This window comes from Streptomyces sp. NPDC046915, assembly GCF_040644935.1.
In the GTDB taxonomy this organism is placed as follows: domain Bacteria; phylum Actinomycetota; class Actinomycetes; order Streptomycetales; family Streptomycetaceae; genus Streptomyces.
The window spans coordinates 80,760-98,503 of the sequence record NZ_JBEYXB010000001.1; the positions used below are offsets into that span (position 1 = coordinate 80,760).

The window sequence follows — 17,744 nt, forward strand, 5'->3', positions numbered from 1 at the left end:
AAGGACGTCACACATGACTCGCATCGCCATCAACGGATTCGGCCGCATCGGGCGCAACGTGCTGCGCGCTCTGCTCGAACGCGACAGCGACCTCGAGATCGTCGCCGTCAACGACCTCACCGAGCCCGCCACCCTCGCCCGGCTCCTCGCGTACGACACGACCGCCGGCCGGCTCGGCCGTCCGGTGTCCGTCGACGGGGACGCCCTTGTCGTCGACGGCCGACGCATCACGGTGCTCGCGGAGCGGGAGCCGGCGCGGCTGCCGTGGGCCGAGCTCGGCGTCGACATCGCGCTGGAGGCGACGGGCCGCTTCACGTCGGCCAAGGCCGCCCGCGGCCACCTGGACGCGGGAGCGAACAAGGTCCTCGTCAGTGCGCCGTCGGACGGCGCCGACATCACGCTCGCGTACGGGGTCAACTCCGAGGCGTACGACCCGCTTCTGCACACGATCGTCTCGAACGCCTCGTGCACGACCAACGCGCTGGCGCCGCTGGCCTCGGTGCTCGACGAACTCGCCGGCATCGAGCACGGCTTCATGACCACGGTGCACGCCTACACGCAGGAGCAGAATCTGCAGGACGGTCCGCACCGCGACGCCCGCCGCGCCCGTGCCGCCGCTGTCAACATCGTGCCGACCACCACGGGTGCCGCCAAGGCGATCGGCCTCGTGCTGCCCAACCTCGACGGCAAGCTGTCGGGCGACTCGATCCGCGTGCCGGTGCCGGTCGGCTCGATCGTCGAACTCAACACCACCGTCGCCCGCGACGTGACCCGTGACGACGTGCTGGCCGCGTACCGCGCTGCCGCGCAGGGCCCGCTCGCCGGCATCCTCGAGTACTCCGACGACCCGCTCGTGTCGTCCGACATCGTCGGCAACCCCGCCTCGTCGATCTTCGACGCGGCCCTCACCCGCGTCGACGGCCGCCACGTCAAGGTGGTCGCCTGGTACGACAACGAGTGGGGCTTCTCCAACCGCGTGATCGACACGCTGGAACTCCTCGCCGCACGCTGATCTGCCCCCGAGACGTGCTCTCCGACGACCGACGTCCGGCCGGTGCGGCGGGCTGCGGCGATGGGCGGCGACTCGCTGAAAGTCGACCGCCCCGCGGCTCGCGTCAGGCAAAATTCTCTGACTAGAGTCAGAGAATGGACAGGGCGCAGATCGAACAGGTCCGGCGGTTCAACCGCACCGTGACCGAACGCGTGGGGGCACTGCAAGATCGCTACCTGGGCCGCGACCGGCCGATCGGTGAGGCCCGGCTGCTGTGGGAGGTCGGCGAACAGGGTCGGGACGTGCGCCGGCTGCGCGAGCGCCTCGGGCTCGACTCCGGTTACGTCAGCCGGCTGCTGCGCTCCCTGGAGACGGCCGGTCTGGTGACGGTGGAGCCGCAGCCTGAGGACCGACGGGTGCGCACGGTCCGGCTCACCGACGCCGGCCGTGCCGAGCGCGCCCTGCTCGATCGCCGTAGCGACGAGTTGGCCAGCTCCCTGCTGGAGCCGCTCAACGACGCCCAGCGCGCCGGGCTCGTCGCAGCCATGGCCGAGGTCGACCGGTTGCTGACCGCCGCAACGGTCACCCTTGACGCCATCGACCCCGATCACCCCGACGCCCAACACTGCCTTCGGTCCTACTTCACCGAGTTGCAGGAGCGCTTCGAGACCGGCTTCGACCCCGCGCGGAGTCTGCTGCCCGACGTCGGCGAACTCCGTCCGCCCCACGGCCTGTTCCTCATCGCCCGACTGCGCGGCGAGCCGGTGGGCTGCGCCGGTCTCAAGCTGCCGCCCGGGGCGCCGGCCGAGATCAAACGTATGTGGGTCGCACCCCGCGCCCGAGGCCTTGGACTCGGCCGCCGGTTCCTGACCGAACTGGAGGCTCGGGCCGTCCTGCACGGTCGCGACGTACTACGCCTGGACACCAACAAGGCGCTCACCGCCGCGATCAACCTGTACCGCTCCCAGGGTTTCCAGGAGGTCTCCGCTTTCAACCACGAGCCTTACGCTCACCACTGGTTCGAGAAGCGGATCACCACAACTCCGCGGGGAGAGGCATCTCGTGGCTGACTTCGAGCCAATGGATCTTGTCGTCCTCGCCGACGACGAGGGCAACAGCGTTCGCGTCCACGTGTTCGGGCGGGAGCCGTCGTGGCCGCAGGGGCTCGCGGCCGAGATCGTCGTGGAGACACCGTTCGTCACCGGTCGGACCCATCTGATTCTCTCCGGCCACAAGCTGCGGTCCTGGGCAGAGTCCCTGGACAAGCTCGACGCCGGCGAAGCCGCCGCGTGGATGAAGTGGGACCGTGGGCCTTCCATCTCCATCCAGCTCACGGGTGATCGGGACTGTCCGGAAGTGGTGGTGGACGACGAGTCCTTCTCGATGGTCACGGTGCGGGTGCCCGTCGTACTGCCCGACGGCTGGATCGAGGACCATCGAGCGCGACTGCGATCACTTCAGTCCGCGATAGCGGACTTCTGACCGGACGGGGTGACGGCATACCACTCCTTGTCTTTGCCCTGACCGTTCATCTGGCCGGCCTGTGTGTCGCCCACGTACCGGTACAGCGGCCAGCCGGCGAGGGTGAGCTGCTTCATGCCGTTGCGGTGGACCGTGCCGAGAAGGCTCTTCTCAACCCCCGAGGTCTGTACGGAGTCCCCCACGATGACGGGCACCCATGTCCGTGTGCACGCACCGGCACAGGTCCACTTGGAGGGATTCGCCTGGTCCTTGCCGTAGAGATAGAGGGTCATCCCCTTGTCGTCGGTGACCACGCTGCCCGTGCCCTTCATCGCCTTGGCCGTCACCGTGGTGGTCGTGGCCGTGTGTCCGCTCCCGGAGTCGCCGGCGGCGGCAGGTGCCGACGTGGCCGGTGCGGAGGTAGCTGGTGCGAACGTAGCCGGTGCGGAGGTCGCGGGATCCGACGCGGCCGTGGCGGCTGGGGCAGCACTGCCGGGACTCATGCCGGACGCATTGTCGTTCGAGGAGCCACATGCCCCCAGCAGGAACGCGGAGGCAAGGCCTGCGACCGAGGCGATGACGATGCGTTGCGGGATCAAGGAGTTGCCCTTCGTCGGGAGTCGCATCTGCTTACTCGCTTAGTACGTCGGGTGGCTCACCGGGCTCTCAGCCGCTGATGTCACATGACGCAGTCTTGACCATCGCCGTGCTCGCTCGGCGGAGGGCGTCCGGCGTGCGGGCGGCGAGGGTGGGGTAGCCGTCGACGCCCATGAACAGGTCGGCCTCGGCCGGCAGGGAACGCAGGACGTGGCCAGGGCGAGTGCCTTGATGACGTCCGCCCCCGTGCGAAGAAGCCGGGAGGGGCGCCGAACTCGGCGGCGGCCTGCTCCATCGGATCGTCCGGCTGACGGAGGACGAGCTGGCGCCAATCAATGCCCTGAAGCCAGTGGCAGGCGGCCTCCACGACATCGGCGACGACTCCGTAGCCATCGGCCGGGCCGATGTTGGTCAGGGCCAGGTCGATGGTGCCGGTGTGGAAGGTGAAGCCACGGGTGGTGTACCAGCCGCCGGCGTCGTAGGCGTGCTGCGGGAAGCTGAAGTGGCCGAAGTGTAGGCGCCGCCTGTGGTGGGCTTCCATGCCCCGCTGTCGGCGTGGAAGCTCGCCCGCGCCGCGTCGGAGGAGGCACATCCGATGCCCGAGTAGCCGGTCCGGGTGGCGGCCCGCGCGGTGCCGCCGCCGATGACGCCACCTCCCGTGGCGGGGCCCTTCCTGGCGGGAGAGGCGGACGGTCCCGCCGTGTGGGAGGTCAGGACCACGGCGAGGACGACCACGGTGGCGAGGACGAGCGGCACGGCGGTGAGTTTGATGCGTACGTCGGTGCGGCGGGTGGCGGCCTTGGCGAGGGTCTCGCCGACCTGCTCGCGGCGGGCGGCCAGCCGGGCGGCTGCGGCCGTGGGCAGCCAGGCCACTTCCTCGGGATGGTCCCCGCCGCCGACCGGTACGGACCGTGAGCGATCCCGGGCATACGCCGTGGGAGTCCCCCGAGACCCGCCAGATCGCCTTTCGCTGTGCTCGGTCATGGCAGTGCCGGGCCCAACCTTTCGCCGCAGCCCTGCTCTTGGAAAATCATGTGCCGGGCGGCGCCGGATCGTCGAGAATCCACGCATGGCCACCATGACCGTCAACAGGACTGAACGCGGCCCGTTCCCCCGGTCCTCCGTGACCGCGGTGGCCGGACGTACCTTCGGCGCGATCCCGCCAACGGCACTGGTGCTGCTCGGCATCGTCAGCGTTCAGGTGGGCTCGGCGTTGGCCAAGCACCTGTTCAGCGCAGTGGGCAGCTTCGGGACAGTCGCGTTGCGGCTGTTGTTCGCGGCGGCGGTGCTGATGCTGTTGTGGCGGCCCTCGCTGCGCATGAGCCGTCGCGCGTGGACAGTGGTGCTGGGCTACGGCGTGACCCTCGGCTTGATGAACCTGTGCTTCTACCTGGCGCTGGCCCGGATCCCGCTGGGGATCGCGGTGACCATCGAGTTCCTCGGGCCGCTGGCGGTGGCCCTGGCCGGGTCGAGGCGATGGCTGGACGCCTTCTGGGCCGTGCTCGCGGCAGGCGGTGTGGTCCTGCTGATGGAGGGACGCGGCGACCTCAACCCGGTCGGTCTTGTCCTCGCCCTCGCCGCGGGAACGTGCTGGGGCCTGTACATCCTGGTCGGCGCGGCGCTGGGCCGCCACACCACGGAAGGCAATGGGCTGGCTCTGGGCATGGCCGTCGCTGCACTGGTGGCTGTGCCGTTCGGCGTGGCCGACAGCGGAACGGCGCTGATGCAGCCGGGGGTCCTGGTCGCGGGGCTCGGCGTGGCACTGTTGTCGTCGGTGATCCCGTACTCGCTGGATCTGGAAGCGCTGCGCAGGATCCCACCGCGCGTGTTCGGCATCCTGATGAGCCTCGAACCAGCGATGGCGGCCCTCATCGGCCTCATCGTGCTCCAGGAGTCGCTGCGCTGGTCGCAGTGGATCGCGGTGCTGTGCGTGGTGGCCGCATCGGCGGGCGCGGCACGCGGCACCCGCTCAGAATTCTGACCGGCTCCCGTATCGGCCCTCGGATCGGCCCTCGGATCAGCAATGATCAATGCATGAACGAGTTCGTGCTGATGTCAGATCCAAAGGTTGCGGCGATCCCGACAACCGACTGCGGCGAACCCCTAGTCGACGTCCGGATCGACGGATCCCTCGCCGTCGACTCCCGCAGGGCGGACGACGCGGGGGCGTTCGCGTATCTGCGAGAAGGGGTCCTGAACCGTCTTCTGAGGGCTCAGCAGTTACTCCCGGACGGCATCCGTCTGCTGTTCATCGAGGGGTACCGGCCGCCTGCGCTACAGCGCCGGTACTTCGAGCATTACGGCGACGAACTGCGAGCCGGCAATCCGCACTGGTCGCAGACGCAGGTCCGCGAGGCCGCAAGCAGGTACGTATCGCCACCGGAGATCGCGCCGCACAGCGCGGGCGCCGCGGTGGACCTCACCCTCGTCTCGGCCGACGGGAGAGAACTCGACCTGGGTACTCGGGTGAATGCCAGCCCGGAAGAGAGCGACGGCGCGTGTTACACCGCCGCCGAAAACGTCGGCTCCGAGGCTCGGGCCCACCGCCGGGCGCTCGGTGCCGCGCTGACCGCTGCGGGCCTGGTCAACTACCCCACAGAGTGGTGGCACTGGTCCTTCGGCGATCGTTACTGGGCTCTTTCCACCGGAGCCGACAGTGCGGTGTACGGGCCACGAGAACTCATCCGGCCACTGTGAGGAGCCGCGGGGCCGGCCCGAGTTGAGGTGGACTTCGAGTCACTGCCACACCTGTGCGGCGACGTGCCGGAAGGTGCCGCCCAGATGCGCGGTGGCGGCGTCGCCGGTGTTCGCGATGCTGTGTTCCCTCTACAGTGAAGCCCGATGACACTCCTGCATGTTCGTGACCATGGGGGCGACGGCCCTCAACTGGTTCTGCTGCACGGTTACGGACGGTCGCTCACCGACTGGGATGCCTCGGCCGCCCTGCTCACCGCGGGGCACCGTGTCCTCGCCGTCGACCTTCCCGGGCACGGCCGCTCTCCGGGTATCTCTTCCTGGACCATCCCCACCGTCGTGCGGTGCATCGCGGACACGCTCGACGCGCGTGGCGTGCCGGAGGCCGTTGTGGTGGGCCATTCCCTCGGTGGACTGGTCGCGGTCGAGTGCGCCCGGGTGAAGCAGGAGCGTCCCCGTGCCCGTGCCGCCGTGAATCTCGACGGCTTCTGGTGGGGGCGCGAGTACCCGGGAGGTGCACGGGTGAGTGAGGGGCTGCTGGCGTCGGCCGGGATCATCGCGCCACCCGAGTACGTCGAGGAGCAGGTCGTCCACTCCGCCCGGTTCGGGATTCCCGCCGATCGTGCGGAGGCCGCTGCCCGCGAGGCCGCACGCCAGTTGCCCGACGGCAAGTGGCAGACGATGCCGTCACGGACGGAGGCACTGGAGATCGTCGACGAACTCCACAGGCTCGGCGCGCTCGGTGTCACCACATGGCTGGACGGGGTCGACTGCCCGCTGCTGCTGGTACAGGCCGGCCGACGGCTGCCGCCCGCGCCTGGCATGGAGTGGTTCGACGAGTTCAACGGCCGGTTCAAACGAGGGGTCTCCGACGAGCTGGCCGCGCTCTCCCGCACCCGGCCGACTGTCAGCGTCAAGCAGATCGACGCCACCCACTCCATGACCCTGGAGACTCCAGAAGCGGTGGCGACGCTGGTCGCCGCGTACGTTCGAGGCCTGCCCGACTGAAGAATCCGGCACAACTCACGAGCCCGGCTTGCCGATACCAATCCCGCAGGTACGTCACTGCCCAAGGCCCGCGCGGTTGACGATGCCCACGATGGCCATCGGCTCGCGCCGAGGACTGCGGCCACGTCATCCCGCCGCACCGCCCTGACGCCTTGCTCGGCCTTCTTTGCCCCTTCCTGTTCCTGGCCGGTCTTCCAAGACTGCGCAGACATCCGTGAGCCGTGCTCGCTTCCGCGGTGGGCGACGTCCTGGGAGCAGCCGAGGCTGATCAGCGGGCCCCGGCTCCGACGGCCCGTTGAGGCCGGCGTTCCCGCGTTTCCGCGATGCGCCCGGCCACTTCCAGTACTCGGGCCACGTGGGCGTACTCCGCCAGGTCGGCCGGCAGGTCGACCACGAGCGTGGTCATGCCCAAGTCCCCCAGGCGCAGTAGGGCGTCGGCCACCTCGTGGTAGTCACCGACCAGCTTGGGTGTGTCGATGCCCACGCGCCCGGCGCCGTACCAGAGACAGTCGTCGTGCCAGTCGGCATCCTCCGCCAGGTCGAGCGTCGCCCGGTGCTGAGTAGACGTCAGCCCCTCGGTGAAGAGCTTGCGCAGCAGCGCGTCCCGGCGGGTGCCGCCGTAGTCGTAGACCGCCGCTTCCCGCGCCTCCCGGGACGTCTCGCGTGCCACGATGCCGACGATCAGCGCCACTCCCCCGGTCGCGCCCTGCTGCTCCAACCGCCGGATTTCCCCGGCCAGTTGCTCGTAGGGCTTGGCCATCAGCAGGCAGGCGTCCAACAGGGGGGCGAGAGCGTCGAATCCGGGGGACGTCGAGGCCGGTGCGTAGATGCGTGGCTGCTCGCCCGGCAGCGGGCCGGGAGACGGGGCGGCGACGTCGTACCAGGCTGAGTGGTGCGGGAGGCCGGCCAGTACCGCCCGCACGCAGGCGGCGAACTCGGCGCAGCGGCGCTGCCGTTCCGCGGCGGGTGCCGTAGCCGCGCCGAGCAGGCCGAGGTCTGCTCCTCGGGCCCCGGCGACGACGTTGAGGTGGACGGCTCTGCCGTGGAGATAGGACAGCGAGGACACATGGCGTGCCACCATCGCCGGCTGGGACAGCGGTGCGGTGACCGCCACGACCGGTTCCAGGGTGCGGCTGCGCGCCAGCACCTCCTGGGCGGCCGTCCAGGGGTCGAGGGCCTGCCAGAAGTCGTAGACGAGCATGCCGTCGGCGCCCAGTCTCTCGGCCCACGAACAGTGCTCGCCCAGGATGCGGAGGTAGTCCGCACCGTCGGCCGGTTGCTCGCCGGCGAACGCCGTGCCGTGCGACGGACACACCGTCCAGAACCGCCAAGGGACGGGCGCCGGGACCGCATCGCATTCCGGGAATTTCGTGGCGGCGCTTCCCGGACCTCCCAGACTTCCCAGACTTCCCGAACTTTCCGAGCTTCCCGGTGAGCGGTCAGTCATGGAACACGTTCGCTTCGCGCGGTTCGCGACGAATTCCTGACGAGTCCATCCGAAGAACTTGCGTAATCCGGCTCATGAGTTCTCATCCAACGGCCGGGTGCGGTATCAGGTCAATGTTCGGGGGGCGGGCGCTCGAGGGTTTCTGTAGCGGGCCGCGAGCGTCCGGCGGTGGTCGTCCGGATCGGCGAGTGGTGAAGCCGCTGGTCGGCCGTGCAGGGCCTGCTGTTGCCCGCGGGATCTGCGAGGCGGGGAGGAACACAGGGAAAGAAGCGCCTCCAGAGACGGTCGAGAAGAACTCGACGGGAACCGCTGGTCCGGAAATTCGATGCTAGGTTCCCGGCATTGTCCATGGCGACGAGAACGGGGCGTCGGAACGAGCCCCCTGTGCCGACCCGGTCGTACCCACGGAATTCCCTCGAGAGGTACTATTGATGACCGCTGAGCTTCGTCAACCTCCTTTCGCCGCTGGAATCGTCGCCGACCCGGTGACCGGTCCGCGCTCCCTCGCCGATCTGGTGATGGCGCAGTGCCGGCACACCCCTGGCCTGCCGGCCGTGGTGGACGGGGACCGTACGCTGACCTATGCCGAGTTGGAGAGGGCCTCCGCGTCGCTGGCCCGTCGGCTGCGGGCCCTCGGCGCCGGACCCGACCGTATCGTCGCCCTGCGGCTGGAGCGGTCGGTGTCCCTGGCAGTCGCCGTGCTCGCGGTCGTGCGCTCCGGAGCCGCGTACCTCCCGCTGTCCCTCGACGACCCGCCCGCCCGGCTGCGCATGCTGCTCGACGACGCCAACCCGGTGGCGGTGGTGACCGAGCCGGAAGGTGTCGGGGCGATGCTCGCCGAGTCGGGTGTGCCGCTGGTCGGTCCGGAAGCGACGGGGGCGGCCGGGGAACCGGGCATGGACGACACCGGGCTGGATGCCGCGGCCGGCCACGACCTCGCCTACCTGCTGTACACGTCCGGCTCCACCGGGCGGCCGAAAGGCGTGCTGACCGAGCACCGGGCCATCGTCAACCGGCTGAGCTGGATGCAGGACGCCTTCCTGCTCGGGCCCGGCGACACCGTGCTGCAGAAGACCCCGTACACCTTCGACGTGTCGGTCTGGGAGTTCTTCTGGCCCATGATGACCGGCGCCACGCTGGTCATGGCCGCTCCCGGAATCCACCGCGACCCCCAGGCCCTGGCCCGGCAGATCCGGGACCACGGCGTGACCACGGTGCACTTCGTGCCCGGCATGCTCGCCGAGTTGCTGCGGCTCAGCGAAGTGGACGTGGGTCCCCGGCTGCGCCGGGTGCTCTGCAGCGGCGAAGCGCTCACGCCGGGGCTGCAACGGGCCTTCTTCGCCGCGTTGCCCGGCGTCGAGCTGCACAACCTCTACGGGCCGACCGAGGCCGCCGTCGACGTGACGCACTGGCAGTGCCGGCCGGACGACCCGGCCGACGCACCGGTGCCCATCGGCCGTCCGGTCTCGGGCGTCGAACTGCATGTGCTGGACGAGCGGCTGGACCGGGTGCCGGACGGCGAGCTCGGTGAGCTGTGCATCGGCGGCGTCCAGGTCGCCCGAGGGTATCTGAACCGGCCCGACCTGACCGCGGACCGCTTCCCCCGCGACCCGTACGGCGGTGAGCCCGGCGCCCGGCTGTACCGTACGGGCGACCTGACGCGCCGTCGGCCCGACGGAGTACTGGAGTACCACGGACGCCAGGACGACCAGGTCAAGATCGGGGGCGTGCGGATCGAGCTGGGCGAGGTGGAGGCCGCGCTGTCCGGACTGCCCGGCGTCTCCCAGGCGGCCGCCGCGGTGCGGCACAGCGGCTCGGGCACCGCTCTGCTCGTCGGCTATCCCGTGGCCGGCGAGCGGGTGGACGCCGGTCTGCTCGAGCGGTGGAACGCCCTGCTGCGCCGCACGCTGCCCCCCGCGCTGGTTCCGGCCGTGCTCGTGCCCCTGCGCTCCCTGCCGCTGACCGCACACGGCAAGACGGACCGGGCCGCGCTGCCCTGGCCCCCGCCGCGGGAGGAGACGGCCGGGGAGCCCGGCGCGGATCCGGACGACAGGCTGCTCGCCCTGTGGAACCGGGTGCTCGGGCAGGGTGTGGCCCCCGACCGGGACTTCTTCGCCACCAGCGGCAGCTCGCTGCAGGCGCTGGCCCTGCTGGCCGCCGTACGCGACGAACTGGGGGCCGAGATACCGCTGGACCGGTTCTTCCGCCGGCCCACCCTGGAAGGGCTGCGCCAGGCCGTGGCGGAGGCGGGTGCCGCTTCCCGCCCGGACGAACTGCCCCGCCTGGACACCTCCGGGCCCCTGCGGCCGGCGCCCGTCCAGGAACGGATGTGGTTCCTCCAGAGCCTGGAGCCCACCAGCACCGCGATGAACGTCCCCACCGGACTGCGCCTGCGCGGTGCCGCGGAGCCGGCGGACCTGCGCCGCTGCCTCGCCGCACTGCTCGCCCGGCACGATGTGCTGCGCACCCGCTATCCGGAGCGGGACGGCAGCCCGCTGGCCGTGGTCGAGGTGCCAGGCGACGATTCGCTGCCCGAGGCCGAGGAGCTGCCGGGTCTCGGCCCGGCGGACCGGGACGAGGCGGTGCGGCGTCTGGTGGCCGAGGCAGGGGCGGCACCCTTCGACCTGGCGGCCGGGCCACCGGTCAGGGTGCGGCTGATCCGTTTCGCCCCCGACGACCATCTGCTGGTCCTGACGCTTCATCACATCGCCACCGACGGCTGGTCCTGGTCCCTGCTCGCCCGGGAGTTCGCCGACGACTGGGCGCGGGTCGCGCGGGGACTGCCGCCGGCGGCTCCCGACGGCCGCCCGCAGGTCCTCGACCACGCGGCCTGGCTGCACGAGGAGTCGCGGCACGAGCAGGCCCGGGCGGAGCTGGAGGCTTCCCGCGCCCACTGGCGCCGGCAGCTCGCGGACGCGCCCCCGCGGATCGCCCTGCCGGCCGACCGGCCGCGCCCCCAGCGGCTGAGCGTCCCGGCCGCCGTCCAGCCCGTCACCTGGAGCGAGGGGATGAGCGAGCGGCTCGGCGCCTTCTGCCGACGCGAGCGGGTCACCGGACACATGGCGCTGCTGGCCGTCTTCGGCCTCTGGCTGGCCAGGCTCGCCGACCAGGAGGACCTCGTCGTCGCCTCGCCGAGCGCCAACCGGACGCCGGACCGGACGCGGACGATGCTGGGCTGCTTCGTGACCACGGTGCCGCACCGGCTGCGGCTGGACGAGGACGCGACCTTCCGGGATGTGCTGCGGCAGGCGCGGGAATCGACCCTGCTCGGACACCGGCATGCCCGGGTGCCCATCGACCGTATCGTCGCCGACCTGGGTGTGGACCGGCAGGCGAGCAGTCTGCCGCTCTTCCAGAACCTGCTGGTGGTGCAGAACATCCCGTCGTGGCGGTCCTCCGCCGAGGCCGGCGAGGTGAGCGTGGTCCAGGTGCAGCCCAGCCAGACGCACTACGAACTGAAGCTCGAGGTGTTCCCGGCCGAGGCCGATCTCGCGGCCCGGCTCGTCCATCCCGCCGAGATGTTCGGCCCGGCGCGGAGCGAGGCGATGGCACGGCAACTCGCGGCCCTCGCCGACCAGGCGCTGGCCGCTCCGGACCGTCCGGTCTGGGACTACTCCCTCGCCTGAGCTCCCCCCGCCACTGTCTGATCTGGAGTGCCGGATGACCACGATCGCCCATCCCATCGACCCGAGCGCCGTGCTCCGCCCTGAAGCCCGGTGCACCGTCCTGGAACTCTTCGAGCGGCAGGCGTGGGACACCCCGCAGCTGGTGGCGCTGACCCGGAACGGGGACGAGCTCAGCTACGGGGAGCTGCTGGAACGGGTCCGGCGCGGGGCCGCCGGACTGCGCGCCGCGGGACTCCGTCCCGGCGAGGTGGTCGCGGTCGACGGCGGCCACACGCCGTCCGGCGTGACCGCGCTGCTCTCGGCCCTGTGGGCGGGAGCCGTCGTCCTGCCGCTGGACCCCTCGTTCCCGCCGGCGCGCCGCTCCGCCCTGCTGACGGAGTCGGAGTCGGCCCTGCTGCTGCGGACGGACGCGGCCACCGGCGACGAGCCGGAGTTCCAGGGGCGCATCGTCACGTACGAGCAGCTGATGGAGGCCGGGGACCGCGCGCGGATTGCGGTGCCCGCGCCGCCGCGGCCCGACAGCGACGCCTGTCTGATCCTCACCTCCGGCAGCGTCACGGGCCGTCTCCGCGGACTGCCGGCCCGCCACGACGCCCTCGCCCACCGTGTCGCCTGGGAGGCGCGCACCCTGCCCTGCGGTCCGGGCGAACGCGTGGCGCACCTGGCGGCGTTCACCGCCGACTCCCTGGTCAGGGGCATGCTGCCCGCGCTGGTCAGCGGGGGCACCGTGTGCCTGCCGGCCGCCGACCGGCCGCTCGACGACCTGGACGCGCTGCTCGACTGGCTCGTCACCTACCGCGTCACCGTCGTCCACACGGCGCCCGGCGCCCTGGACGCCCTGCTCGGCGTGTGCGAGCGGAGCACCGCGGCGGACCTCTCCGCGGTACGTCTGCTCTGCCTGGAGGGCGAACCGCTCCAGGGCACGCTGGTGCGGCGGTGGCGCCGGACCTTCCCCGCGTCGACGGCACAGCTGGTGAACCTGTACGGCACCGCCGAGTCCGCCCTGGCCACGGCCTGGTATCCGGTGCCCGGAGAGGTGGACGAGGGGATCGTGCCGGTCGGTCACGGCATCGACGGCACGCAACTGCTCGTGGTCAACCGGCGCGGCAGGCTGTGCGGCATCGGCGAGCTCGGCGAGGTCCTCATCCGCTCCCCGTACCTGAGCCGTGAGCGCCTCCGGCCGGACTCCGGCCCGGCCGCGCCGTTCGAGACCAACCCGTTCCGCCCGGACGACGAGGGCGACCTGGTGCAGCGCACCGGAGACCTGGGCCGGTACCTGCCGGACGGCGGGGTGCAGATCGTGGGACGCCGGGACGACCAGCTCAGGATCCAGGGGGTGCGCGTCCAGCCCGCCGAGGTCGGCGCCGTACTCGGGCAGCACCCGTCGGTCGCCGCCGCCACGGTCGTGCCACGGCGCGGCGACAGCGGCGAGCAGCACCTCGTCGCCTACGTCGTCCCCGCCGGGGACACCGTGGCGGACCCCAGGGCCCTCCGGCAGGCCGTGGCCGAGCGGCTGTCCACCGCGGCGGTGCCCACGCACGTCGTGCCGCTCACCGCCCTGCCCCTCACCCCGTACGGCAGGCTCGACAGGCAGGCCCTGCCCGCCGCCGAGGAGAGTTCTGCCGACGCTCAGGAAGAGGCGGGTCCGCCGCGTAGCGGGACCGAACAGGCCATCGCCGCCTACTGGGCGGAAGTGCTCGGCGTGCCGGCACCGGACCGCGCGGCGGACTTCTTCGCCCTCGGCGGGCACTCCTTGCTCATGGCGCGCGTACTGGCGCGGATCCGGCGCGACTTCGGCGCCCCGCTGGAGCTGCGTGACCTCTTCGAGGCACCCACCGTGGCCGCTCTCGCCGCCCTGATCGACGCCGGCGATCACTTGCCCGAGGCGGCGGCGCCCCCGCCGCCGGCCGTAACCGCGGAGCACGGTGCGCACGTACCGCTCACCCCGGAGCAGGAGGGCGTCTGGTTCCTCGAACAGCTCGCCCCCGAGGCCGGCGCCTACAACATGGCCGGTGTCCTGGCTCTCCCCGCCGACGTCCCGGCCGAGCATGTGCGAGGCGCACTGGACCGCCTGGTGGAGCGGCATGAGGCGCTGCGCACCGCGTTCGGCATGGAACAGGACCAGCCGGTGCAGCGTGTGCTGCCGCCCGGCCCCGCGGACCTCGACGTGCTGCCGCCGGCCGCGAGCCGTAGCGAGGCGCTGGCCCGCCTCACGGCCGAGGGGGCCGAACCGTTCGTGCTCACCGAAGGCAGGCCGCTGCGTGCCCGGCTGGTCCGCTGCGCCGTGGATGCGGCCGAGCAGTTCCTCGGCCTGACGATCCATCACCTCTCCTGCGACGGATGGTCGTGGGACATCGTCCTCAGTGAGCTCGACGAGCTGATCTGCGCCGCTCGGGAGGAGCGGGAACCGGTCCTGGCGCAGTCCCGGCAGCAGTACACGGAGCACGCCGTGCGCTCTCGCCGGCCCGGTCAGGAGGCCCGGCGTGCGGCCGCGGTCGCCTACTGGCGCCGGCAGCTCGGCACTCCGCCGCCGGTCCTCGACCTGCCCACCAGCCGTCCCCGTCCGCCGGTGCAGACCCATCGCGGGTCCCTGCGCCCGGTAGTGGTGCCGGAGGGACTGGCGGCCGAGCTCACCGAGTACTGCCGCGGTCGGGGGGTGACCGCCTACATGGCGCTGCTCGCGGCCTTCGGGCTCGTCCTCGCCCACACCGCGGACCAGGACCAGGTGGTCCTCGGCACCGACAGCGCCGGACGGGACCGGGCCGAGACGGAGGAGACCGTGGGCTTCTTCGTCCGGACCCATGCGCTGCGCCTCGACCTCGGCGGCGGGCCGGGCTTCGACGAGGCCGTCGGCCGGGTCCGCGAGCTGCTGCTGGCCTCGCATCCGCATCAGCATCTGTCGTTCTCCCGGCTGGTCGAAGCGGTCCGGCCGGTACGTGACCCGAGCCGGGCCCCGGTCTTCCAGGTGATGCTCCGTATGCCGCCGAGCGGTTCTCCTGCCGCCCGGCGCGTCCTGCGTCAGACGTCGAGCGCCGAGATCCCGGCGGACGTCAGCCTCGCCCCGGCCGCCAAGTTCGACCTGACGCTCGTGGCACGGGCGGAACCGGAGCGTCTACAGCTCGAATTCGAGTACAACACCGACCTGTTCGACACCGATCTGGTCGACGCGATGGGCGGGCGGCTGGTCCGGCTGCTCTCCGCGGGCCTGCGGGCACCGGACCGGCCGGAAGCCGTGAGGCGGGCCGGCCGTCCGGCCCATCCGTTCGGCTCGGCCCTGCCCGCCCGGCCGCAGCCCGGGGTGATGGCGGAGTTCGCCCGGCAGGCGGCCGACGCCCCCGGCTCCCCCGCCCTTCGCTTCGCCGACGGGCACATCGGCTACGGAGAGCTCGCGGCCCGGGTGGCCGCCACCGCGGCACTTCTGCGCCCCGGTGACGTCACGGCGATCGTCGGCGGCAAGCACCCGGATTCGATCACGGCCCTGCTCGCGGTCGTCCAGGCCGGTGCGGTCGCCGTACCCGTCGACGAAGAGCTGCCGCCGGCCCGGCAGCGCGCACTGGCGGAGCTGGCCGGCGCCACGGTGGTGCTCGCGGCGGGCCGCGACCGCAACCCCTCGTGGTGCGAGGGCGCGGCGCTGCCCGTGCTCACGGTCGTCCCCGTGCGGGCCGCGGCTCCCGGCGGCGTACCAGAACCGCCGCGGTCCGGCGCATCGCCCGATCCCGCAGCGCCCGCCTACGTGTTCTTCACCTCCGGCAGCACCGGAACACCGAAGCCCGTACTGGGCCGTCGCCGCGGGCTCGACCACTTCGTGGCCTGGGAGCGGGCCGAGTTCGGCATCCGCCCCGGCGACCGCGTCGCCCAGCTCACGACGTACTCCTTCGACGCCGTCCTGCGGGACGTCTTCGTACCGCTGACGGCCGGTGCGGCGCTCTGTCTGCCCCCGACGGCCGCGCGGGAGGACGCGCTGCGCCTGCTGGAGTGGCTGGCGGCGGAACGTGTCTCCGTCGTGCACACCACCCCGTCCATGGTGGCGTCCTGGCTGGCGCTCGGGGCCGACGCCGCCGGGCCCGACCTCTCGGCGCTGCGGCTGATATGCCTGGCCGGTGAACCGCTGACCGGGGAGCTGGTGGCCCGGCTGCGGACCCGGCTGCCCAGCTGCCGCGCCGAGATCGTGAACTTCTACGGACCCACCGAGACCACGATGATCAAGACCTTCCTGAGGGTGCCGGAGCCGCCGCGGGAGGGACCCCAGCCCGTCGGCCGCCCGCTGCCAGGAACCCAGGTGGCAGTGCTGGGCCGGGACGGCCGGCCCTGCCTGCCGTACGAACGGGGCGAGGTCGTCATCCGGACGCCGTACCGAGCCGAATACCTCTCCGGCGGCCCCCAGGGATTCAGGCCCAACCCGTTCCACGGGGACGCGGCGCCGGACGACCTGCTCTTCTGGACGGGCGACACCGCGGTGGTCCGGCCGGACGGCGGGATCCTGCTGACGGGACGTCGGGACGCCATGGTGAAGCTCCGGGGCATCCGCGTCGACCCGGCCGAGGTCGCGGCGGCGATCGCCACGCACCCGCAGGTGGCCGACTGCCACGTGGAACCGCACCGGGACTCCGACCGGGTGTCGCTCGTCGCCTACGTCGTGCGCGTCCCGGACGTGGCGGTGAGCACCGAGGCGCTGCGCGAACACGCGGCCGAGCGGCTCCCGGCGGCGATGCTGCCCTCCCTGATCCTGTTCATCGACGCGCTGCCCCTGCTGCCCAACGGCAAACCCGACCGGGCCGCGCTGCTGGGCGGCCGTACGGCCGGCCCCGACGCGGGTGCCACGACCGAGCGCGTCGATCCCCGCACCGCGCAGGAGGCCAGGCTGCTGCGCATCTGGCGCAGTGTCCTCGGCACCGAGGGGATCGGGGTGACGGACGACTTCTTCGCCGTCGGCGGACACTCCCTGCTCGCCACCGTCCTCATCACCCGGATCCGCAAGGAGTTCGGCGTGGCGGTGTCGCTGCGTCATCTGCTGGCCGCGCCGAGGATCGACCGGCTGGCCCTGACGCTGGCCGGGCTCGGCACCGACGGCACCGCGGAGCACCAGGGCCCGCTGATCCAGCTGCGGGAGGGGCGGCCCGAGGCGGCTCCCCTGTTCCTCGTGCATCCGATGGGCGGCGACATCGTCTGCTACCAGCCCCTGGCGCAGGCGCTCCCGGCGGGCCAGCGGCCCGTGCACGCCTTCCGCGCCCCCGGCCTGGACGGCGGGCCGGTACCGCGGGACCTGCGCCAGCTCGCCGCCGGATACCTGCACGAACTGCGGCGCGCGCAGCCCTCCGGGCCGTACCGGCTCGGCGGCTGGTCGTTCGGCGGTGCCGTCGCCGTCGAGATGGCCCGGCAGCTCTCCTTCGACGGGGAGCGCACCGAACTCCTCGTCCTCCTGGACAGCTACGCACCGGGCAGTGCCGCCTACGGAGACGCCGGTTCGTCCGCCCGCGAGGATCTGCGCGCCTTCGCCGAGGACGTCGGCCGGCTCACCGGCGCCGACCGGGAGCAGACCGAGCAGGCCCTGCTCCGGCCGCCGCGGGCCGGTGACCCGGAGGCGACCGCCGAACTCCGCCGCCGCTTCGCCCTGTTCACCGCGCACCGCGGGTGCGCGGCCCGGTACCGCGCGAGCACGGTCCGGCTACCGGAGACCCGGCTGCTCCTCTTCGTCGCCGGCGCCCAGCGCAGGCCCGAGGGAACCACTCCCACGCTCGGCTGGTCCGAGCTCCTCGACGGCGCCGTGGATCCGGTGATCATCGCGGACACCGATCACTACTCCGTCGTCACCGACGCCCGCGTCGCCGCCCTGCTCGGCCGCGCCCTCGAACTGCCGGACGGATCAGCGGGCCGCTGACGCGAGGCGGCGATCTCCTGCCTGGCCAGGAAGTCCCTGCTG

Annotated in this window: 11 protein-coding genes; 8 read left to right on the forward strand and 3 right to left on the reverse strand. The window is 72.2% G+C overall.

Features of this window, described 5'->3' with window-relative positions:
- Positions 1 to 13: 13 nt before the first annotated feature.
- The 3 genes from gap (at position 14) to ABZ915_RS00390 (ending at position 2,473) form a co-directional block, all read left to right on the forward strand.
- Positions 14 to 1,012, forward strand: coding sequence for a type I glyceraldehyde-3-phosphate dehydrogenase (gap, locus tag ABZ915_RS00380; RefSeq protein WP_361793321.1), 999 nt, complete (start codon positions 14 to 16; stop codon positions 1,010 to 1,012).
- 134 nt (positions 1,013 to 1,146) lie between these two features.
- Positions 1,147 to 2,061 (forward strand): helix-turn-helix domain-containing GNAT family N-acetyltransferase, encoded by a 915-nt coding sequence (locus ABZ915_RS00385; RefSeq protein WP_361793324.1) that lies wholly within the window; start codon positions 1,147 to 1,149, stop codon positions 2,059 to 2,061.
- Positions 2,054 to 2,473 (forward strand): DUF5959 family protein, encoded by a 420-nt coding sequence (locus ABZ915_RS00390; protein WP_361793327.1) that lies wholly within the window; start codon positions 2,054 to 2,056, stop codon positions 2,471 to 2,473. Before ABZ915_RS00385 ends, ABZ915_RS00390 begins: the two co-directional genes overlap by 8 nt.
- Here the strand turns inward: ABZ915_RS00390 and ABZ915_RS00395 are convergent.
- Together ABZ915_RS00395 and ABZ915_RS00400 are read right to left on the reverse strand one after the other, a co-directional pair.
- On the reverse strand, positions 2,449 to 2,955 hold the full coding sequence (locus ABZ915_RS00395; RefSeq protein WP_361793330.1) for a hypothetical protein: 507 nt from the start codon (positions 2,953 to 2,955) through the stop codon (positions 2,449 to 2,451). The genes ABZ915_RS00390 and ABZ915_RS00395 overlap by 25 nt on opposite strands.
- Positions 2,956 to 3,460: 505 nt before the next feature.
- Positions 3,461 to 3,922, reverse strand: a complete 462-nt coding sequence (locus ABZ915_RS00400; protein WP_361793333.1) for a hypothetical protein — start codon at positions 3,920 to 3,922, stop codon at positions 3,461 to 3,463.
- 196 nt (positions 3,923 to 4,118) lie between these two features.
- Here ABZ915_RS00400 and ABZ915_RS00405 point away from each other — a divergent pair, with 196 nt between their 5' ends.
- The 3 genes from ABZ915_RS00405 to ABZ915_RS00415 all read left to right on the forward strand — a co-directional run bounded on the left by ABZ915_RS00405 (position 4,119) and on the right by ABZ915_RS00415 (position 6,751).
- Complete coding sequence (locus ABZ915_RS00405) at positions 4,119 to 5,030, forward strand: DMT family transporter (RefSeq protein ID WP_361793336.1); 912 nt, start codon at positions 4,119 to 4,121, stop codon at positions 5,028 to 5,030.
- Positions 5,031 to 5,083: 53 nt separating this feature from the next.
- A complete protein-coding gene (locus ABZ915_RS00410; RefSeq protein ID WP_361793339.1) occupies positions 5,084 to 5,746 on the forward strand; it encodes a M15 family metallopeptidase in 663 nt (220 codons plus the stop codon).
- A 144-nt stretch (positions 5,747 to 5,890) separates the two neighbouring features.
- A complete protein-coding gene (locus tag ABZ915_RS00415; protein WP_361793342.1) occupies positions 5,891 to 6,751 on the forward strand; it encodes an alpha/beta hydrolase in 861 nt (286 codons plus the stop codon).
- Between the two features lie 268 nt (positions 6,752 to 7,019).
- Here ABZ915_RS00415 and ABZ915_RS00420 read toward each other — a convergent pair whose 3' ends face one another.
- On the reverse strand, positions 7,020 to 8,066 hold the full coding sequence (locus tag ABZ915_RS00420) for a hypothetical protein (RefSeq protein ID WP_361793345.1): 1,047 nt from the start codon (positions 8,064 to 8,066) through the stop codon (positions 7,020 to 7,022).
- A gap of 563 nt (positions 8,067 to 8,629) precedes the next feature.
- Here ABZ915_RS00420 and ABZ915_RS00425 point away from each other — a divergent pair.
- Entirely contained in the window at positions 8,630 to 11,824 is a 3,195-nt protein-coding gene (locus tag ABZ915_RS00425) for an amino acid adenylation domain-containing protein (RefSeq protein WP_361793348.1), read from the forward strand.
- 34 nt (positions 11,825 to 11,858) lie between these two features.
- On the forward strand, positions 11,859 to 17,702 hold the full coding sequence (locus ABZ915_RS00430; protein WP_361793351.1) for an AMP-binding protein: 5,844 nt from the start codon (positions 11,859 to 11,861) through the stop codon (positions 17,700 to 17,702).
- Positions 17,703 to 17,744: the final 42 nt, after the last annotated feature.